Consider the following 19,084-nt stretch of genomic DNA (forward strand, 5'->3'; position numbering starts at 1 on the left):
TTCCTTTTACAGAGTGAGTGTCAGGCTGACAGTGAAATTGCGCGGCTCGCCGGGGTTGACCCAGTAGTTGCTGTAGGAGCGCTCGAAGTATTTCTCGTCGAAAAGGTTGTTCAGGTTCAGGCCCAGCGTGACGTTGTCGCTGGCCTTGTAATGGGCCAGCAGGTCGACGGTGTGGTAGGCAGGTAGTTCAAAGTCGCTGCCGGCTTCACCCGAGCGATCACCGACGTAAGTGAACGCGGCGCCAACGTCCGAACCGCGCAGTCGACCGTCCTGGAACTCATAAACCCCCAACAGACTGCCACTGCGTTTGGCCACGCCGAGAATGCGGCTGCCGGTGGGAATGACCTTGTCGCCTTCAGTGACTTCAGCATCGATGTAGGCGAAGGCGCCGATCAGCCGGACAGCGTCGGTGACTTGCCCGGTCACTTGCAGATCGATTCCCTGGCTGCGTGCCTTGCCCATGGCGCGGCTGGTATCTGTAGCCGGGTCGAGGGCGAGGACGTTTTCTTTTTCAATATGGAAAGCGGCAAGGGTGCTGCTCAAACGGTCATCGAACAGCTCACTCTTGATCCCGATCTCGTAGCCGATGCCTTCTTCCGGGTCGAAGGATTTACCGGCCGCGTCCAGGCCATTGTTCGGTTTGAACGAAGTGGAGGCGTTGGCGAACAGGCCGACCTCAGGCGTCAGTTGGTACAGCAAACCGGCCCTTTGGGTCAGCGCGTCGTGAGTCTGGTTGCTGGTGGCGCCACGGGTGCGATCGTCGATGCGTTGCTCGAAGTGTTCGAACCGCACACCGAGCAGCCCGCGCAGTTTGTCGTTGAAAATGATCTGGTCCTGCAGGTTCAGTGCATGGCTCTCGACATGCTCGAAGAAGTCCGTACCGGAACGTGCGCCGTTGGGTTTTGGCTGACCGTAGACCGGTTGGTAGATATCGATGGCGTAGGGGCTGCCGGCAATGGTTGTCACCCGCTCGTTCTTGCGAAAGTTCTCGTATTCGCTGCCGATCAACAATTCGTGCTGCAAGTGGCCGGTGTCGAAAAAGCCGCGCAGTTCGAGTTGGGTAATGCTGTCGTGCCAATTGTTGTCACGTTCTCGATAACGGCGGTTGACGGTATGGCCGTCGGCATTCAGCGGGCGCGCCTCCGAGGCGAAGCCCCAGAGTTTGCCTTGCTTGTAATGGCTGGCCAGGCGCAATTTCCAGGTGTCGTTGAGCTGATGCTCGAGGGCGGCCTGCAGCTGATTGTTGTGGTTGTCGATGTCGCCATCGTCGGGTTCGCCGAGGAAGGTCGAACGGGATACGCCACTCCAGGTGTTGTCGGGTGCGACGATGCCGCGATCGAAGGTCGAGCTGTGACGAACGAATTCACTCTCTACCAGCAGGCTGGTGTCCGGGTTCAGTTGCCAACTGAAGGAAGGCGCGACAAACACCCGCTGGCTGTCGACGTGATCGCGAAAGCTGTGGTTGTCCTCGACGGCCAGATTCACCCGCGACAGCAGGTTGCCCTGGTCATCGAGTGGCGTGTTGACGTCCAGCGCCGTGCGATAACGATCCCAACTGCCCGCGCTGGTGTGCAGGGTCGCGAAGGCTTCGGGCTGAGGTTTCTTGGTGACGATGTTCACCGTGCCACCCGGATCACCTCGCCCATACAAGCTGGCGGCGGGGCCTTTAAGCACTTCGATGCGCTCGATGTTCGCCACATCCGGCGAGCTCGGGTAGCCACGGTTGGCGCTGAAACCGTCCTTGTAGAACTCCGATGTGGTGAAGCCGCGCACGCTGTATTCGTACAGCGTCAGGCCACCGAAGTTGTTCTGTCTGGAAACCCCGCCGGCAAAGTCCAGCGCGCGCTCAACGTGGGTACTGCCTAGATCGTCGAGCACGCTGACGGGGACCACGCTGATCGATTGCGGGATGTCGCGGATGGCGGTATCGGTCTTGGTCGCGCTGGCAGAGCGGGTGGCGCGGTAGCCAGCGACAGGCCCGGTGGGGGATTCGTAGTCGGAAGTGACGCTGATGGCGTCCAGTTCCAATGCCTGGGATTGTTCGGCGAAGACCGGTTCACCCAGCAGCCCGAGGGCAAGACTTGCCACGCAGGACTTTGTTCGAGACGACATGTTATGTTGTTCCAATTGCTAGAATTGAAACAATATAACATGTCCGATGAGAATGTCTTCCATTGACCCGAATTGATCGGGCCTGGCTTATTTCTCTTCTTTTTCTTTCACCGGCGCCGGCGGCGGACGCAAACCGATTTCTGCCGTCAGTTTGATTTCCTTGCCGTTACGCATGACTTGAATCGTGACCTTGTCAGTCGGTTTGATCCGCGCGACCTGGTTCATCGAGCGGCGGCCATCACCCGCAGGTTCGCCATCGATGGCAAGAATCACGTCGCCCAGTTGCAGCCCGGCTTTCTGCGCCGGGCCGTCACGGAAAATCCCGGCCACGACAATGCCCGGGCGCCCCGAAAGACCGAACGATTCCGCCAGCTCCTGGGACAACGGTTGTACTTCAATACCCAGCCAGCCACGAATAACCTGGCCGTGCTCGATGATCGATTTCATCACTTCCATCGCCAGTTTCACCGGAATCGCAAAGCCGATGCCTTGAGAGCCGCCGGACTTGGAGAAGATCGCCGTGTTGATACCGGTCAGGTTGCCGTTGGCATCTACCAGCGCACCACCGGAGTTGCCGGGGTTGATCGCGGCATCGGTTTGAATGAAGTCTTCGTAGTTGTTCAGGCCCAGTTGATTGCGCCCGGTGGCGCTGATGATGCCCATGGTCACGGTCTGGCCGACGCCGAACGGGTTGCCGATGGCCAGCGCGACGTCGCCGATGCGGATGTTGTCCGAGCGGCCGACAGTGATCGAAGGCAGGTTTTTCAAGTCGATCTTCAGCACCGCGAGGTCGGTTTCCGGATCGCTGCCGATCACGCGAGCCAGGGTTTCACGTCCATCCTTGAGCGCCACGACGATTTGATCGGCACCGGTGGTCACGTGGTTGTTGGTCAGGATGTAACCTTCCGGGCTCATGATCACGCCGGAACCGAGGCTCGATTCCATACGTTTCTGCTTCGGCGAGTTGTCGCCGAAGAAGCGCCGGAACTGCGGATCCTCGAACAGCGGATGGCTGGGTTTGTTGATGACCTTGGTGGTGTACAGGTTCACCACCGATGGCGCGGCGGTGGTTACCGCGTCGGAATAGGAGACCGGGCCTTCTTTCATGCTGGTGGTTTGCGGCGCTTGCTGCAGGTTGACGTCGAGGCTTGGAAGCCCGACCCACTGCGGGTAACGCTGGATGATTAACAGAGCGACAAGCACGCCGGCCAACAGCGGCCAGCCGGAAAAACGCAGCGCCTTGAGCATTAAGCACGTCCTGAGAGAGTTGCAGGCGGAATGAGACCGCTCATAATGACGCGCATTATACGAGGCCGCGCGTGCCTCTGAACGGGATATTTAGGAGTCTTTTATGGCCGTCGCCCTGAGCACCCTGGTCGAAGAAGCCGACCGTTACCTCGCCAGTTCGAAAATTGCCGATTACTGCCCCAATGGCCTGCAGGTCGAAGGCCGGCCGCAGGTGATGCGCATCGTCAGTGGCGTCACCGCCAGCCAGGCCTTGCTCGATGCCGCCGTGCAAGCCAATGCCGATCTGGTGCTGGTGCACCACGGATATTTCTGGAAGGGCGAAAATCCGTGCATCACCGGCATGAAGCAGCGCCGCTTGAAAACCTTGCTCAAGCACGACATCAGCCTGCTGTCGTATCACCTGCCGCTGGACCTGCACCCGGAGGTTGGCAATAACGTACAACTGGCGCGGCAGCTGGACATTACTGTCGAAGGTCCGCTGGACCCGGATAACCTGAAGATCGTCGGGCTGGTCGGTTCATTGAACGAGCCGGCGACCCCTCGCGATTTCGCCCGCCGTGTGCAGGAAGTCATGGGCCGCGAACCGCTGCTGATCGAAGGCAGCAACATGATCCGCCGAGTCGGCTGGTGCACCGGTGGTGGCCAGGGCTATATCGATCAAGCCGTGTTGGCGGGCGTCGACCTGTACCTCAGCGGCGAAGCGTCGGAGCAGACCTTCCACAGCGCCCGGGAAAACGACATCAGTTTCATTGCAGCCGGTCACCACGCCACCGAGCGTTATGGCGTGCAGGCCTTGGGCGATTACCTGGCAAGGCGCTTTGCCCTCGAGCACATCTTCATCGATTGCCCGAATCCCATCTGACCACACCCTCCCTTTGTAGGAGCGAGGCTTGCCCGCGAAGAAGATAACGCGGTGTACCTGACTAAATCGCGTTATCGTTTTTCGCGGGCAAGCCTCGCTCCTACGGGAGCTTGGCCCAAACAGGCAGGCATATTCATATGCTCTTTCGATCTAGTTGGCGTCCTGATTAGAAGAGGTCGCTGTGCTAGGATTCCTCGCTCGAACACGGCCCGCTGGCCGTTCATAAGAAAGATTTCGTGAGTAGCCATGGTCGACAAACTGACGCATCTGAAACAGCTGGAGGCGGAAAGCATCCACATCATCCGCGAGGTGGCCGCCGAGTTCGACAACCCGGTGATGCTGTACTCCATCGGTAAAGACTCCGCCGTGATGCTGCACCTGGCACGCAAGGCGTTCTTCCCGGGCAAATTGCCGTTTCCGGTGATGCACGTCGACACCCGCTGGAAATTCCAGGAGATGTACAAGTTCCGCGACAAGATGGTCGCTGAGCTGGGCCTGGACCTGATCACCCACGTCAACCCCGATGGCGTGGCGCAGAACATCAACCCGTTCACCCACGGCAGTGCCAAGCACACCGACATCATGAAGACCGAAGGCCTGAAACAGGCTCTGGACAAGTATGGTTTCGATGCCGCTTTCGGCGGTGCCCGCCGCGATGAAGAGAAATCCCGCGCCAAAGAGCGCGTGTACTCGTTCCGCGACAGCAAGCACCGCTGGGATCCGAAGAACCAGCGTCCCGAGCTGTGGAACGTCTACAACGGCAAGGTCAACAAAGGCGAATCGATCCGCGTGTTCCCGCTGTCGAACTGGACCGAACTGGACATCTGGCAGTACATCTACCTTGAAGGCATCCCGATCGTCCCGCTGTACTTCGCCGCCGAGCGTGAAGTCATCGAGAAGAACGGCACGCTGATCATGATCGACGATGAGCGCATCCTCGAACACCTGAGCGATGAAGACAAAGCGCGCATCGTCAAAAAGAAAGTGCGTTTCCGCACCCTTGGCTGCTACCCGTTGACGGGCGCGGTGGAGTCCGAGGCCGAAAGCCTTACGGACATCATTCAGGAAATGCTCCTGACGCGAACTTCCGAGCGCCAGGGCCGTGTCATCGACCACGATGGCGCAGGCTCCATGGAAGACAAAAAACGTCAGGGTTATTTCTAAGGGGTTGTTATGTCGCACGCATCTGATTTGATCAGCGAGGACATCCTCGCCTACCTGGGCCAGCACGAACGTAAAGAGCTGCTGCGCTTTTTGACCTGCGGTAACGTCGACGACGGCAAGAGCACCCTGATCGGGCGCCTGCTGCACGATTCCAAGATGATCTACGAAGATCACCTGGAAGCCATTACCCGCGACTCGAAAAAAGTCGGCACCACCGGTGAAGACATCGACCTGGCGTTGCTGGTCGATGGCCTGCAGGCCGAGCGTGAACAGGGCATCACCATCGATGTCGCGTACCGCTATTTCTCCACCGCCAAGCGCAAATTCATCATCGCCGACACGCCCGGCCATGAGCAGTACACCCGCAACATGGCCACCGGTGCTTCCACCTGTGACCTGGCGATCATCCTGGTCGATGCCCGTTACGGCGTGCAGACCCAGACCCGCCGCCACAGCTTCATCGCCTCGTTGCTGGGCATCAAGCACATCGTCGTCGCCATCAACAAGATGGACCTCAAGGGCTTCGATCAGGGTGTGTTCGAGTCGATCAAGGCCGACTACCTGAAGTTCGCCGAAGGCCTGAAGCTCAAGCCGACCAGCATGCACTTCGTGCCGATGTCGGCGCTCAAGGGCGACAACGTGGTGAACAAGTCCGAGCGCTCGCCGTGGTACACCGGCCAGTCGCTGATGGAAATCCTCGAGACTGTGGAAGTGGCGGGCGACCGCAACTTCACCGATCTGCGTTTCCCGGTGCAGTACGTCAACCGTCCGAACCTGAACTTCCGTGGTTTCGCCGGCACCCTGGCCAGCGGCATCGTGCACAAGGGCGACGAAGTCGTGGTCCTGCCGTCGGGCAAGAGCAGCCGCGTGAAATCCATCGTCACCTTCGAAGGTGAGTTGGAGCATGCAGGTCCAGGTCAGGCAGTCACGCTGACCATGGAAGACGAAATCGACATCTCCCGTGGCGACCTGTTGGTGCATGCCGACAACGTGCCACCGGTGACCGACAGCTTCGAAGCGATGCTGGTGTGGATGGCTGAAGAGCCGATGCTGCCGGGCAAGAAGTACGACATCAAACGCGCCACCAGTTATGTGCCGGGTTCCATCGCCAGCATCGTCAACAAGGTCGACGTCAACACCCTGGAAGAAGGTCCGGCCAGCGCGTTGCAACTGAACGAGATCGGCAAGGTCAAGATCGCGCTCGATGCGCCGATTGCCCTCGACGGTTACGACAGCAACCGCACCACCGGCGCGTTCATCATCATCGACCGCCTGACCAATGGCACCGTCGGCGCTGGCATGATCGTCGCCCAGCCTTTGGCCCATGGCACCAGCACCCACCACGGCAAGCTGGCTCACGTCGCCACCGAAGAGCGTGCCCAGCGCTTCGGTCAGCAACCGGCCACCGTGCTGTTCAGCGGTTTGTCGGGTGCGGGCAAGAGCACTCTGGCGTATGCGGTTGAACGCAAGCTGTTCGATTTGGGTCGTGCGGTGTTCGTACTCGATGGCCAGAACCTGCGTCACGACCTCAACAAAGGTCTGCCCCAGGATCGCGCCGGGCGTACCGAGAACTGGCGTCGTGCCGCGCACGTGGCGCGTCAGTTCAACGAAGCCGGTCTGCTGACGCTGGCGGCGTTCGTTGCGCCGAGTGCCGAAGGTCGTGAACAGGCTCGGGAGTTGATCGGCAAGGAACGTCTGTTGACGGTCTACGTCCAGGCCTCGCCGACTGTATGCGCCGAGCGTGACCCACAGGGCCTGTACGCGGCGGCCGGGGATAACATCCCGGGTGAGTCCTTCCCGTACGACGTGCCGCTGGATGCCGACCTGGTGATCGACACCCAGTCCGTATCGCTGGAAGAAGGCGTCAAGCAAGTGCTGGATCTGCTGCGCAAGCGTGGCGCGATCTAAGGCTTAGCCGTTAATAAAAAACCCGCCGATGAGTGATCATCCGGCGGGTTTTTTGTGTCCTTGAGATGATCGTTCCCACGCTCGGCGTGGGAATGCAGCTCGGGACGCTCTGCGTCCCCTCCAGAGCCGAACGCGGAGCGTCCGTTGAGGCATTCCCACGCGGAGCGTGGGAACGATCAGGCAACGATCAGTCACAGGGGATCAGCGTTTGGCTGGATACTCGCGGTGCATCTGTTCCAGCAGCGCATCCTTGTCCTGCCACATCTGATTGATCCAGCCCTGGAACTGCAGCCGATACTCACCATCCTGGTCGTAGTTCTTGCCAATGAACTGCGGTGGAATCTTCAGCTCTTCAAAGTGCACCACCACGTCCGCGACGTTGCCGCACAGCAAATCCCAGAAGCCCGGGCGGCCGGCGGGGTAGTGGATGGTCACGTTGACGATGGATTCCAGTTGCTCGCCCATCGCATCCAGCACAAACGCAATGCCGCCGGCCTTGGGTTTGAGCAGGTATTTGAACGGTGATTTCTGCTGGGCATGCTTGCCCTCGGTGAACCGCGTGCCCTCGACGAAATTGAAAATCCCCACCGGGTTATTGCGAAACTTCGCGCAGGTCTTGCGGGTGGTTTCCAGGTCTTTACCTTTCTTCTCCGGATGCTTCTCCAGATAGGCCTTGGAGTAGCGTTTCATGAACGGAAAGCCCAGAGCCCACCACGCCAGGCCAATCACCGGCACCCAGATCAGTTCCTGTTTGAGGAAGAACTTCAACGGCTGGATGCGTCGATTGAGCACGTACTGCAACACCAGAATGTCGACCCAGCTCTGGTGGTTGCTGGTGATCAGGTACGAGTGCTTGTAGTCGAGCCCTTGCAAGCCGCTGATGTGCCAGCGCGTGCGACGGACCAGGTTCATCCAGCCTTTGTTGAGGCTGATCCAGGCCTCGTGGGTGTGGCTCATCAGCCAGCCCGCAAGACGTTGAGTGACAGCAAATGGCAGAGCCTTGACCAGCGCCACGCAGAACAGGAACGAGCAGAGCAGAATCGTGTTCAACGCCAACAGCAGTGAAGCGATCACACCGCGAACCGGTGCAGGTAGGAAATCCAGCATTTAAACATCCATAGGTCGGTTGGCTGCCTGAATCGCGGTCAATGCGATGGTGTAGACGATGTCGTCGACTTGCGCGCCTCGCGGCAGGTCGTTCACCGGTTTGCGCAGACCCTGGAGCATCGGTCCAAGGCTCACGCAGTCGGCGCTGCGCTGCACGGCTTTGTGGGTGGTGTTGCCGGTGTTGAGGTCAGGGAACACAAACACGGTAGCGCGACCGGCCACCTGGCTGTTCGGCGCCAGTTGCCGGGCCACGGTTTCGTTGGCGGCGGCGTCGTATTGCAACGGGCCGTCGATCAGCAGCGAGTTTTGCTGTTCATGGGCCAGCAGGGTGGCTTCGCGAACCTTCTCGACTTCTTCACCGCTGGCCGATTCACCGCTGGAGTAGCTGATCATCGCCACGCGCGGCGTGATGCCAAACGCCGCGGCCGAATCGGCACTTTGCAGCGCAATCTCGGCCAGCTCGCTGGCGCTCGGGTGCGGGTTCATCACGCAGTCGCCATAGACCAGCACTTGCTCCGGAAACAGCATGAAGAATACCGACGACACCAGGGTGCAGCCCGGCGCCGTCTTGATCAGTTGCAGGGCCGGGCGGATGGTGTTGGCGGTGGAGTGAATGACCCCCGACACCAGGCCATCGACTTCATCCAGCGCCAGCATCATGGTGCCAATCACCACCGTGTCTTCCAACTGCTGTTCGGCCATCGGCGCGTTGAGGCTTTTGCTCTTGCGCAGCGAAACCATCGGCTCGACGTAGCGTTCGCGGATCAGGTCCGGATCGAGAATTTCCAGCCCGGGCGGCAACTCGATCCCTTGGGCACGGGCCACGGCCTGCACGTCTTCGGGCTTTGCCAGCAACACGCAACGGGCGATACCTCGGGCCTGGCAGATCGCGGCAGCTTGCACGGTCAACGGCTCGCTGCCTTCAGGCAACACGATGCGTTTGTTGGCGTTCTGCGCTCGCTGGATCAGTTGATAGCGGAACACGGCTGGCGACAGGCGCATTTCCCGCGGCGTGCCGCAGCGCTGATGCAGCCAGCTGGCGTCCAGATGGCTGGCGACAAAATCGGTGATGATTTCGGCCCGTTCGCGGTCGTCGATCGGGATTTCCTTGTTCAGTCCGTTCAACTGGTTGGCGGTGTCGTAGGAGCCGGTGCTCACCGACAATACCGGCAGGCCCGCCTGCAATGCACCCCGGCACAAATCCATGATGCGTGGGTCCGGCAGGGTGTCGCTGGTCAGCAGCAGGCCGGCCAACGGCACACCGTTCATGGCCGCAAGGCTGACAGCGAGGATGATGTCGTCGCGATCGCCCGGGGTTACCACCAGCACGCCGGGCTTGAGCAGTTCTACGGTGTTGCGCATGGTGCGGGCGCAGATGATGATGTTGGTCATGCGCCGGGTTTCGTAGTCACCGGCGTTGAGCACCTGGGCGCCCATCAAATCGGCCACGTCACGGGTGCGCGGCGCGTTCAGTTCCGGTTGAAACGGGATGCAGCCCAACAGGCGGAAATCCCCGCTGCGCAGCAGCGGTGAATGCTCCTTGAGGCGCGCGGCGAAGGCCTCCATGCTCTCGTCGGTTTTAACCTTGTTGAGGATCACGCCAAGGACTTTCGGGTCTTTCGGACCGCCGAACAATTGCGCCTGCAATTCCACGCGGCCGGAGAGTTCGGTCAGCACCTCGTTTTCCGGCGCCGACACCAGGATCACCTCGGCATCGAGGCTCTTGGCCAGGTGCAGGTTGACCCGCGCGGCGTAACTGGCGCTGCGGGTCGGGACCATGCCTTCGACAATCAGCACGTCTTTGCCGATGGCAGCCTGCTGATACAGGGTGATGATTTCTTCGAGCAGCTCATCGAGCTGGCCGTCGCCGAGCATGCGTTCGACGTGGGCCAGGCCCAAGGGTTGCGGCGGCTTCAAACCGTGGGTGCGGGCCACCAGTTCGGTGGAGCGCTCGGGTCCCGTGTCACCCGGATGCGGCTGGGCGATCGGTTTGAAAAAGCCAACCTTGAGGCCAGCGCGCTCAAGGGTGCGCACCAGCCCGAGGCTGATGGAGGTCAGACCCACACCAAAATCGGTGGGCGCGATAAAAAAAGTTTGCATGCGGATTCTCTGAAGGAGCATGGCAAAGGTGAGGGCCTATGACTGGCCGTCTACCGAAATTCAGTCACCAAGGTTATCGCTAACCGAGCCCTGTGCGCACCAACCGCAAGCAAAGGGCTGGCCTATTTTTTCCAGGCGTTGCACCGGGTCCATGACCCAGGCCCTTGATTGCCACGGCGGCTGGTGGCGCAGGTGTTGGGTATGGCCGCAGGAAAGCTCGACCACCCAGTGACCGTCCTCATCCTGATGAAACCCAGTAATCGTCGAATCCCGTCTGTCCGGGTTGTGTTCGCTTTCGGGCGATTGCTTCGCTAAACTGGGTCTTTCTATATTCTTATGCAAAAGGTCTCGCCCCATGCTGATCGCCGCCAATAAGGCTGTCTCCATCGACTATACCCTGACCAACGACGCTGGTGAGGTCATCGACAGCTCCGCCGGCGGCGCGCCGCTGGTCTACCTGCAAGGCGCAGGCAACATCATCCCTGGCCTGGAAAAAGCCCTGGAAGGCAAAGCTGTCGGCGACGAGCTGACCGTAGCCGTTGAACCGGAAGACGCTTACGGCGAATATGCCGCCGAACTGGTCAGCACCCTGAGCCGCAGCATGTTCGAAGGCGTTGATGAACTGGAAGTCGGCATGCAGTTCCACGCTTCTGCTCCGGATGGCCAGATGCAGATCGTTACCATCCGCGATCTGGACGGCGACGATGTAACCGTCGACGGCAACCACCCATTGGCCGGCCAGCGCCTGAATTTCCAGGTCAAGATCGTTGCCATCCGTGACGCCAGCCAGGAAGAAATCGCTCATGGCCACGTCCATGGCGAAGGTGGCCATCACCACTGATTTGTGCGCTAAGCTCAGATGACTGGAGAGGCGCCCCGAGGGCGCCTTTTTAGTCTGCGGCTGTCCCGTGTGACGCCGCCAAGCGGCTGTTTCGAGAAGAACACTGGAATCTGGAGTACGTCATGAGTGCTTTTCACGACCTTAATTTGACAGCCCTGGATGGTCAGGCGCTACCTCTGGCACCGTTCAAGGGGCAAGTCGTGCTGGTGGTCAACGTTGCCTCCAAATGTGGCCTGACCCCACAGTACGCCGCGCTGGAAAACCTCTACCAGCAATACAAGGGCAAAGGTTTCAGCGTGCTGGGTTTGCCATGCAACCAGTTTGCCGGGCAGGAGCCTGGCAGCGAGCAAGAGATTCAGGAGTTTTGCAGCCTCAACTATGGCGTGACCTTTCCGTTGTCCAGCAAGCTGGAAGTCAACGGTCACGAGCGTCATCAGCTGTACAAGCTGCTGGCGGGCGAGGGTGCCGAGTTCCCGGGTGACATCACCTGGAACTTCGAAAAATTCCTGCTGGGCAAGGATGGTCGGGTACTGGCGCGGTTCTCGCCACGTACTGCACCGGATGATCCCTCTGTCATTCAGGCGATTGAAAAAGCCCTGAGCTGATATCTCCCCTGTAGGAGCGAGGCTTGCCCGCGAAGGCGTCAGATCAGTCAGTAATGATGTCGACTGACCGACAGCCTTCGCGGGCAAGGCTCGCTCCTTCGATGCTTTCCGCCTTTTATTCCTTGATCACCAAAATCAATAGTGCTGTTCAAGGCGCTCCAGTCTCCATATTATCGCCGTCATAAAGTCATCCTCCGTGGAGCGTCCCATGCCTGTAAAAGCCTTGTTCAAACCGTTCCACCTCGGCAGCCTCGAACTGCCGACCCGAGTCGTCATGGCGCCGATGACCCGTTCGTTTTCGCCGGGTGGCGTGCCTAACTCCAAAGTGATCGAGTACTACCGTCGTCGTGCCGCCGCGGGTGTCGGCCTGATCATCACCGAAGGCACTACCGTTGGTCACAAGGCTTCCAACGGCTACCCGAACGTTCCGCATTTCTACGGTGAGGCCGCGTTGGCGGGCTGGAAAAAGGTCGTCGATGCCGTGCACGCCGAAGGTGGCAAGATCGTTCCGCAGTTGTGGCATGTCGGCAGCGTGCGTCGTATCGGTACCGAGCCGGACGCCAGCGTGCCGGGCTATGGTCCTTCGGAAAAAATCAAGGACGGGCAGGTCGTGGTTCACGGCATGACCAGGCAGGATATTCAGGACGTGATTGCCGCGTTCGCCCAGGCTGCCAAGGATGCCCAGAGCATCGGCATGGACGGCGTGGAAATCCACGGCGCTCACGGTTATCTGGTGGACCAGTTCTTCTGGGAGGGCAGCAACCAGCGCACCGACGAATATGGCGGCAGCCTGGCCAATCGTTCGCGCTTCGCCATCGAGCTGATTCAGGCCGTGCGTGCTGCGGTCGGTGAAGGTTTCCCGATCATCTTCCGTTTCTCTCAATGGAAGCAGCAGGATTACACCGCGCGTCTGGTGCAGACGTCGCAAGCCTTGGGTGAATTTCTCAAGCCGTTGTCTGACGCTGGCGTGGATATTTTCCACTGCTCGACCCGCCGTTTCTGGGAGCCGGAGTTCGATGGCTCTGAACTGAACCTCGCAGGCTGGACCCGCAAACTCACCGGCAAGCCGACCATCACCGTGGGCAGCGTTGGTCTGGATGGCGAGTTCCTGCAGTTCATGGTCAACACCGACAAGGTGGCGCAGCCGGCCAGCCTGGAAAAATTGCTTGAGCGTTTGAACAACGACGAGTTCGACCTGGTGGCGGTCGGCCGTGCGCTGCTGGTAGACCCGGACTGGGCGCAGAAGGTGCGCGACGGTCGTGAAGAAGACATTCTGCCGTTCAGCCGTGAGGCGTTGATGACGCTGGTTTAAGCGTCGGATGCCTTCGCGGGCAAGCCTCGCTCCTACAGAAGAACGCGATCACTGTAGGAGCGAGGCTTGCCCGCGAAGCTGTCAAGGCAACATCGCCGCCCCCGGCAGCACCTGCCCCTGTACACAGGCCCCACGCAACTGCCCCTCAAACTGTTCAATGATCGCTGCCCAACCCTGGCGACTGGCATGCTGGCGCGCATTGAGCCGCACGCAACGCAAGGTTTCCCGCTCTTCGAGCATCCAGGCTGCCGCATCGCAAAATGCTTCTTCATCACCAGGCATCGCGAGCACACCGTTGTAACCATGGCGAATATGTTGCGCGGCCGCCGCCTGATCGTAAGCCACCACGCCGAGCCCCGAGGCCAATGCCTCAAGCACCACGTTGCCGAAGGTTTCCGTCAGGCTCGGGAATAGAAACACATCCCCCGACGCATAATGAGCAGCCAACGCTTCGCCGCGTTGAGAGCCGCAAAAGATCGCCTCGGGCAGATCCCTTTCCAGGTCCGCCCGTTGCGGCCCGTCGCCGATCACGATCATTTTGAGGTGACGCTGTGGATAAGTGCTTTTCAGGCTGTCGAAACAGCGCTTGAGCAAGCCCAGGTTTTTCTCTGGCGCCAAGCGTCCTACGTGGATGACAGCAATGTCGTTCTCACCCAGCCCCCATTGCTCCCGTAGAGCGCCCAGGCGTTTGGCCGGGTGGAACAGTTGGCTGTCGACGCCCCGGGACAGTAATGCCAGGCGTTCGAAATGCCGGCGCTCCAATTCCATGCGCTGGCTGACACTCGGCACTAGCGTCAGGTTCGAGCGGTTGTGGAACCAGCGCAGATAGTGCGTCAGCAACCGGGTGAGCAAGCCGAAGCCGTATTGGCTGGAGTACTGCTGGAAATTGGTGTGGAAGCCGCTGACCACCGAAATGCCCAGACGCCGTGCCGCGCGCAATGCCGACAAGCCCAGCGGACCTTCGGTGGCGATGTACAGCACATCCGGGCGATGACGCTTCCAGCGTCGCAACAACTTGTGCATCGACGACTGGCCCCATTGCAAGCCTGGATAACCTGGCAGCGGCCAACCTCGGCACAGCAGCAATTCATCGTCGCTGCCGGTCTGCTGATCGCAGCCCTGACGAGGCCGGACCAATTCCACCTGATGCCCGCGCGCGCGCAAACCGTCACACAGGCGACCCAGTGTATTGGCCACGCCGTTGATTTCCGGAGGGAAGGTTTCAGTGATCAGGGTGATATGCAGAGCTGTCGTCATGACCCCAGTTTCTGCTGAGGCCATGTCGACGTTGTGACGTTCAGATGATGGATTTATGACCGCGTCAGCGTTGTACCACCAGGTTCTCCGCACCGCGCTCGCGCACCCAGAACAGTGTCGCGCCTGCCACGGCCGCCGGCATCATCAGGATGTTGACCACCGGGATCAGCAACACCAGGTAAACACTGCCGCCAAAACCCATGCTCTGCCAGCGTTTCTGCCGCAGCCAGGCGAGCATTTCGTTCCAGCCCAGCTTGTGGTTGTCCGCCGGGTAGTCGATGTACTGGATCGCCATCATCCACACCCCGAACAGCAGCCACAGCGGTGCGGCAATGATGTTCACCACCGGGATGAACGAGAGGATGAACAGCCCGATCGCCCGTGGCAGGAAGTAGCCGAGTTTGCGCATTTCGCGGGCCAGGGTGCGCGGGATCATCGCAACCAGTTCAGCCCAGCTGAACGCCGGGAAATCGTCGGTACCGCGTACCACCACCTCGACTTTCTCTGCGAGAAAACCGTTGAACGGCGCGGCGATGATGTTGGCGAGCATGGTGAAGGTGAAGAACACCATCAACACCACCAGCACCACGAACAGCGGCCAGAGGATGTAACTGAGGAAACTCAGCCACTCGGGCAGGGAAGGCATCAGCGTATCGACCCACAGGCTGAACTGATGGCCGGCCAGATAGATCAATCCGACGAACAGCACCAGGTTGATCGCCAGCGGCAACAACACGAACAAACGCAGGCCGGGGCTGAGGACCAGTTTGAGGCCTTCACGCAGGTATTGCGGGCCGGATAGAACGGGGGCGGGCATAACGAGCTCCGAGCAGAGGGTAAACGCGCCGACCTTACCGGCTTTGCCTGGCAGGTGAAAGCACGGCAGCGGTATCGACATTCACTGTAACAAAGGCGTCCTGAAAATCACCCTGACGGCATAGAGACCACCTATGAGCTGGATTGTTAAACCGTATTTCCTTAATCTTCGCCCCCTCGATACGCTGCACCCAATCTTTTTACAGGACGGTCGGGTTCAAGCCTTCCCCAAGTGCTTTCAACCGTTCTTTTTTATTCCCGCCGGTGATCCGGCGTTCCGCGCCAGGTGTTCCGGGCCGGTCAACAGGAGCAGGTCATGTCTGAAGTCCGTCATTCGCGAGTGATTATTCTCGGTTCCGGCCCTGCCGGTTACAGCGCTGCGGTATATGCCGCCCGTGCCAACCTCAAGCCACTGCTGATCACCGGCATGCAGGCCGGCGGTCAACTGACCACCACCACTGAAGTCGACAACTGGCCTGGCGATGTCCACGGCCTGACCGGCCCGGCGCTGATGGAGCGGATGCGCGAGCACGCCGAACGCTTTGAAACCGAGATCGTTTTCGATCACATCAACGCCGTGGACTTCGCTGCCAAGCCATACACCCTGACGGGCGACAGCGCGACCTACACTTGCGACGCCCTGATCATCGCCACCGGCGCCAGTGCTCGTTACCTGGGCCTGCCGTCCGAAGAAACCTTCATGGGCAAAGGCGTTTCGGCCTGCGCGACCTGCGACGGTTTCTTCTATCGCAACAAGCCAGTCGCTGTGGTCGGTGGCGGCAACACCGCGGTGGAAGAAGCCCTGTACCTGGCCAACATCGCCAGCAAGGTGACGTTGATCCATCGTCGCGAAACCTTCCGCGCCGAGAAAATCCTGATCGACAAGCTCAATGCCCGTGTTGCCGAAGGCAAGATCGAGCTGAAGCTGAACGCGACCCTGGACGAAGTCCTGGGCGACAACATGGGCGTGACCGGTGCTCGCCTGAAAAACAACGACGGCAGCTTCGACGAAGTGAAAGTCGACGGCGTGTTCATCGCGATCGGCCACACCCCGAACACCTCGCTGTTCGAAGGTCAGTTGACCCTCAAGGATGGTTACCTGGTGGTACACGGCGGCCGTGATGGCAACGCCACCGCGACCAACCTGGAAGGTATCTTCGCTGCCGGTGACGTGGCTGACCACGTTTACCGTCAGGCCATCACCTCGGCCGGCGCCGGCTGCATGGCGGCATTGGATGCTGAACGTTACCTCGACGGCCTGCAGAACGCCTGATTCTGCCCGCATGAAAAAACCGGCCTCGGCCTAATGATGTTCACTTAAGAAAAAGTTGGCATCCTGTGGCGAGGGAGCTTGTCGGATCGCCGCACCGTCCCGCTGGGCTGCGCAGCAGTCCCTTTTTTAGGGCCGCTTCGCGCCCCAGCGGGAGCAAGCTCCCTCGCCACGGGTATAGTGCTCGTCCTTAAGTGAACAGCATTAGGCCTTGGCCGGTTTTTTTATACCTTCGATTAATCATCAATTGCTTTAGGAGCGAGTGCACTCAGGTCAGTCTGGCCAGGCACGCCTCAAGGATATCCAGCCCCTCTTCAAGCACCGCTGCCTCGGTGGTCAACGGCGCCAGCAAGCGAATGATGTGCCGCGACTTGCCGCTTGGCATCAGCAGCAACCCGGCGTCCCGCGCCAGTGCCAGCAGTTGCGTCAACTGCGCGGCGGCGGGTGTGCCGTCGGCGTGGGTCAGTTCAATGCCGCGCATTGCGCCAACGCCGGTCAGGCGCCCGAGGTAGGGCGATAACTTGCGATCACACCAGGCTTGGTAGCGACTGACAATCGCCTCTTCCTGCTGCGAGCCCCAGGCTTGCAGGTGGGCATCGGTCATCTCGTCCAGCGTCGCCAAAGCGGCGGCGCAAGCGATGGGATTTCCGGAGTAGGTGCCTCCGAGCCCGCCCTTGGGCAAGTTGTCGAGCAGCGATTTGCGCCCGACCACCGCACCCAGCGGCACGCCGCCGGCGATGCTTTTGCCGAGCAGGATCAGGTCCGGCTCGATGCCCAGACGCGAGAACGCGAAGCGTTGCCCCGTACGGCCGAAACCCGACTGGATTTCATCGGCAATCAACACAATGCCCTTGTCGTCACAGAAACGGCGCAGCGCTTGGGCGAACGTTATGTCCATGGCCAGAAACCCGGCTTCACCCTGCACCGGCTCGACGATGAAGCAAGCCACGTCCTCGACGTCGATTTCGACGCTGAACAGCCGTTCCATGGCTTTCAGGGCTTCGGCGCAGGTCACGCCGTTGTCCTGGCTGGGGAAAGGCAAGTGATACACCGGTCCGGGCAGCACACCGACCTTCTGTTTGTAGGGCGCGACTTTGCCGTTGAGGTTGAGTGTCGCCAGGGTGCGACCGTGGAAGGCGCCGTCAAAGGCAATCACGGCACTGCGACCGGTGGCGCCACGGACGATTTTCAGCGCGTTCTCGGCGGCTTCGGCGCCGCTGTTGGTCAACATGCCGCTGACCGGGTAATCGACCGGGATGAACGAGCTGAGGCGATCCATCAAGTCGATGTACGGCTGATGAGGCGCGGCATTGAACGCGTAGTGGGTCAGGCGCGTGGCTTGCTCGCGGATGGCCTCGACGATGCGCGGATGGCAATGGCCAAGGTTGAGCACGCCGATGCCACCGACAAAGTCGATGTAGCGTTTGCCGTCGGTGTCCCAGACCTCGGCGTTTTTGCCGTGGCTGAGCGTGACAGGGTGAACGATGTTGATCGACTGGCTGATGGTTTCGTTGCGCATGGATGACCGGCTCGGAAGAAGGAGGACTTCTTTTTATCTAAGCCGTGAGCAGCGGTGCCAGGCAAACGAAATAAAATCACCGGGTCAATCTGAAAAGTCGGGAAGTACGAGCGATACCTGTAGGAGCCGGCTTGCTGGCGATGGCGGCATATCAATCAACATCTACGTTGCCTGACACACTGCAATCGCCAGCAAGCCGTCTCCTACAAGGATCTGCGGTGAGTCAGGCGACCGGCCAGCCATCGCCAGCAAGCCGGTCAACAAAGATCAGCGGCGGGTCAGGGGCTGCTGAGTGAACTTCACACCGGCCAGGCCATGGGCGATCAACGCACGAATATTGCCGTGATCGCTGCCTTCAGGCGTCGCCAGCACCGAACGATAATGTTCGCCGAACGCCAGCAGCGCTTCTTCATCACTCAGGCCTTCCAGCAACGCCAGGCCCAGGGTCTTGCACGAGCCTTCGTTCTGCCCGGCGGCGTTTTCCACGCCGCCATTATTGAAGGCCTGAGGCTGGTAGTCGTAACCGGCAGCAATGAACGCGAGGGTGTCGGCGAAGATGTGTTCACCGGTCTTGAGACTTGCGCGCAGGGTGTTCAAATCACTCATTGGGTTTTCCTTTGGCAAACGCCGCTTGTTGTTCGGCGCTGGCTTCTTGCTGAAATCGGGCTTTCCATTCGGTATACGGCATGCCGTAAACCACTTCGCGAGCGTCATCGAGGCTGACGTCGATCTGACGTTCGTCGGCGGCGGCCTTGTACCACTTGGACAAGCAGTTGCGGCAGAACCCGGAAAGGTTCATCAGGTCGATGTTCTGCACATCCTTGCGGCTGTCCAGATGGGCCACTAGCCGGCGAAAGGCCGCGGCTTCGAGTTCGAGGCGTTGTTGATCGTTCATGGCGGTCTCGGCGAGACAGCTTCAAGCGGCAAGCTTCAAGCTGCAAGTTGGGTTGTGGTGGCTGCAAG

The 19,084-nt window shown here is 60.1% G+C and carries 17 protein-coding genes; 7 read left to right on the forward strand and 10 right to left on the reverse strand.

What is annotated here, in order from left to right; all coding sequences use genetic code 11:
- Positions 1-6: 6 nt before the first annotated feature.
- Together D8U18_RS11160 and algW are read right to left on the reverse strand one after the other, a co-directional pair.
- Positions 7-2,112 (reverse strand): TonB-dependent siderophore receptor, encoded by a 2,106-nt coding sequence (locus D8U18_RS11160; RefSeq protein ID WP_131107621.1) that lies wholly within the window; start codon positions 2,110-2,112, stop codon positions 7-9.
- Between the two features lie 87 nt (positions 2,113-2,199).
- Positions 2,200-3,360 (reverse strand): Do family serine endopeptidase AlgW, encoded by a 1,161-nt coding sequence (gene algW, locus D8U18_RS11165; RefSeq protein ID WP_056855043.1) that lies wholly within the window; start codon positions 3,358-3,360, stop codon positions 2,200-2,202.
- 103 nt (positions 3,361-3,463) lie between these two features.
- Here algW and D8U18_RS11170 point away from each other — a divergent pair, with 103 nt between their 5' ends.
- The 3 genes from D8U18_RS11170 (at position 3,464) to cysN (ending at position 7,294) form a co-directional block, all read left to right on the forward strand.
- Entirely contained in the window at positions 3,464-4,222 is a 759-nt protein-coding gene (locus tag D8U18_RS11170) for a Nif3-like dinuclear metal center hexameric protein (RefSeq protein ID WP_056855044.1), read from the forward strand.
- A 246-nt stretch (positions 4,223-4,468) separates the two neighbouring features.
- On the forward strand, positions 4,469-5,386 hold the full coding sequence (gene cysD, locus D8U18_RS11175) for a sulfate adenylyltransferase subunit CysD (RefSeq protein WP_131107622.1): 918 nt from the start codon (positions 4,469-4,471) through the stop codon (positions 5,384-5,386).
- Between the two features lie 9 nt (positions 5,387-5,395).
- Positions 5,396-7,294, forward strand: a complete 1,899-nt coding sequence (cysN, locus tag D8U18_RS11180; protein ID WP_131107623.1) for a sulfate adenylyltransferase subunit CysN — start codon at positions 5,396-5,398, stop codon at positions 7,292-7,294.
- Positions 7,295-7,495: 201 nt separating this feature from the next.
- Here cysN and D8U18_RS11185 read toward each other — a convergent pair whose 3' ends face one another.
- Genes D8U18_RS11185 through D8U18_RS11195 form a run of 3 tightly spaced genes read right to left on the reverse strand, consistent with a single transcriptional unit; the run spans position 7,496 to position 10,888 of the window.
- Positions 7,496-8,401: an acyltransferase gene (locus tag D8U18_RS11185; protein ID WP_056855046.1), complete on the reverse strand. Its 906-nt coding sequence runs from the start codon at positions 8,399-8,401 to the stop codon at positions 7,496-7,498.
- A complete protein-coding gene (pta, locus tag D8U18_RS11190; RefSeq protein ID WP_056855047.1) occupies positions 8,402-10,501 on the reverse strand; it encodes a phosphate acetyltransferase in 2,100 nt (699 codons plus the stop codon).
- Positions 10,502-10,561: 60 nt separating this feature from the next.
- Entirely contained in the window at positions 10,562-10,888 is a 327-nt protein-coding gene (locus tag D8U18_RS11195; RefSeq protein ID WP_056855048.1) for a DUF3565 domain-containing protein, read from the reverse strand.
- On the opposite strand from D8U18_RS11195, the gene D8U18_RS11200 reads away from it, so the two are divergent.
- From D8U18_RS11200 to D8U18_RS11210, 3 genes are all read left to right on the forward strand, one after another.
- Positions 10,857-11,342 carry a peptidylprolyl isomerase gene (locus D8U18_RS11200; protein WP_007942189.1) on the forward strand — a complete coding sequence of 162 codons (486 nt, stop codon included), beginning with the start codon at positions 10,857-10,859 and terminating at the stop codon, positions 11,340-11,342. The two genes, D8U18_RS11195 and D8U18_RS11200, sit on opposite strands and share 32 nt — an antisense overlap.
- Positions 11,343-11,464: 122 nt before the next feature.
- Positions 11,465-11,947 (forward strand): glutathione peroxidase, encoded by a 483-nt coding sequence (locus D8U18_RS11205; RefSeq protein ID WP_056855049.1) that lies wholly within the window; start codon positions 11,465-11,467, stop codon positions 11,945-11,947.
- Between the two features lie 208 nt (positions 11,948-12,155).
- A complete protein-coding gene (locus tag D8U18_RS11210) occupies positions 12,156-13,259 on the forward strand; it encodes an NADH:flavin oxidoreductase (RefSeq protein WP_056855050.1) in 1,104 nt (367 codons plus the stop codon).
- 81 nt (positions 13,260-13,340) lie between these two features.
- On the opposite strand, the gene D8U18_RS11215 is transcribed toward D8U18_RS11210, so the two are convergent.
- Both D8U18_RS11215 and cysZ read right to left on the reverse strand, forming a co-directional pair.
- The gene (locus D8U18_RS11215) at positions 13,341-14,540 is read right to left on the reverse strand and encodes a glycosyltransferase family 1 protein (RefSeq protein WP_131107624.1); all 1,200 of its coding nucleotides are present in this window, start codon (positions 14,538-14,540) and stop codon (positions 13,341-13,343) included.
- Between the two features lie 40 nt (positions 14,541-14,580).
- Positions 14,581-15,333 carry a sulfate transporter CysZ gene (cysZ, locus tag D8U18_RS11220; RefSeq protein WP_056855052.1) on the reverse strand — a complete coding sequence of 251 codons (753 nt, stop codon included), beginning with the start codon at positions 15,331-15,333 and terminating at the stop codon, positions 14,581-14,583.
- A gap of 315 nt (positions 15,334-15,648) precedes the next feature.
- On the opposite strand from cysZ, the gene trxB reads away from it, so the two are divergent.
- Complete coding sequence (gene trxB, locus D8U18_RS11230; protein ID WP_056855053.1) at positions 15,649-16,605, forward strand: thioredoxin-disulfide reductase; 957 nt, start codon at positions 15,649-15,651, stop codon at positions 16,603-16,605.
- A 265-nt stretch (positions 16,606-16,870) separates the two neighbouring features.
- Here the strand turns inward: trxB and D8U18_RS11235 are convergent, their stop codons facing one another.
- The 3 genes from D8U18_RS11235 to D8U18_RS11245 all read right to left on the reverse strand — a co-directional run bounded on the left by D8U18_RS11235 (position 16,871) and on the right by D8U18_RS11245 (position 19,016).
- On the reverse strand, positions 16,871-18,121 hold the full coding sequence (locus tag D8U18_RS11235; RefSeq protein ID WP_131107625.1) for an aspartate aminotransferase family protein: 1,251 nt from the start codon (positions 18,119-18,121) through the stop codon (positions 16,871-16,873).
- Positions 18,122-18,388: 267 nt separating this feature from the next.
- A complete protein-coding gene (locus D8U18_RS11240; RefSeq protein ID WP_130905176.1) occupies positions 18,389-18,727 on the reverse strand; it encodes a HopJ type III effector protein in 339 nt (112 codons plus the stop codon).
- A complete protein-coding gene (locus D8U18_RS11245; RefSeq protein WP_056855056.1) occupies positions 18,720-19,016 on the reverse strand; it encodes a DUF1244 domain-containing protein in 297 nt (98 codons plus the stop codon). Before D8U18_RS11245 ends, D8U18_RS11240 begins: the two co-directional genes overlap by 8 nt.
- Positions 19,017-19,084 lie beyond the last annotated feature (68 nt).

Source organism: Pseudomonas sp. Sample_10 (assembly GCF_004321495.1).
Classification (GTDB): Bacteria; Pseudomonadota; Gammaproteobacteria; order Pseudomonadales; family Pseudomonadaceae; genus Aquipseudomonas.

Coding starts and splice junctions, on each gene's coding strand:
- D8U18_RS11210 (WP_056855050.1), top strand. CDS start 12,156: ATGCCTGTAAAAGCCTTGTTCAAACCGTTCCACCTCGGCAGCCTCGAA.
- D8U18_RS11185 (WP_056855046.1), bottom strand. CDS start 8,401: ATGCTGGATTTCCTACCTGCACCGGTTCGCGGTGTGATCGCTTCACTG.
- D8U18_RS11195 (WP_056855048.1), bottom strand. CDS start 10,888: ATGGAGACAGCCTTATTGGCGGCGATCAGCATGGGGCGAGACCTTTTG.
- D8U18_RS11245 (WP_056855056.1), bottom strand. CDS start 19,016: ATGAACGATCAACAACGCCTCGAACTCGAAGCCGCGGCCTTTCGCCGG.
- D8U18_RS11235 (WP_131107625.1), bottom strand. CDS start 18,121: ATGCGCAACGAAACCATCAGCCAGTCGATCAACATCGTTCACCCTGTC.
- pta (WP_056855047.1), bottom strand. CDS start 10,501: ATGCAAACTTTTTTTATCGCGCCCACCGATTTTGGTGTGGGTCTGACC.
- algW (WP_056855043.1), bottom strand. CDS start 3,360: ATGCTCAAGGCGCTGCGTTTTTCCGGCTGGCCGCTGTTGGCCGGCGTG.
- cysD (WP_131107622.1), top strand. CDS start 4,469: ATGGTCGACAAACTGACGCATCTGAAACAGCTGGAGGCGGAAAGCATC.
- D8U18_RS11205 (WP_056855049.1), top strand. CDS start 11,465: ATGAGTGCTTTTCACGACCTTAATTTGACAGCCCTGGATGGTCAGGCG.
- D8U18_RS11170 (WP_056855044.1), top strand. CDS start 3,464: ATGGCCGTCGCCCTGAGCACCCTGGTCGAAGAAGCCGACCGTTACCTC.
- cysN (WP_131107623.1), top strand. CDS start 5,396: ATGTCGCACGCATCTGATTTGATCAGCGAGGACATCCTCGCCTACCTG.
- trxB (WP_056855053.1), top strand. CDS start 15,649: ATGTCTGAAGTCCGTCATTCGCGAGTGATTATTCTCGGTTCCGGCCCT.
- cysZ (WP_056855052.1), bottom strand. CDS start 15,333: ATGCCCGCCCCCGTTCTATCCGGCCCGCAATACCTGCGTGAAGGCCTC.
- D8U18_RS11160 (WP_131107621.1), bottom strand. CDS start 2,112: ATGTCGTCTCGAACAAAGTCCTGCGTGGCAAGTCTTGCCCTCGGGCTG.
- D8U18_RS11240 (WP_130905176.1), bottom strand. CDS start 18,727: ATGAGTGATTTGAACACCCTGCGCGCAAGTCTCAAGACCGGTGAACAC.
- D8U18_RS11200 (WP_007942189.1), top strand. CDS start 10,857: ATGCTGATCGCCGCCAATAAGGCTGTCTCCATCGACTATACCCTGACC.
- D8U18_RS11215 (WP_131107624.1), bottom strand. CDS start 14,540: ATGGCCTCAGCAGAAACTGGGGTCATGACGACAGCTCTGCATATCACC.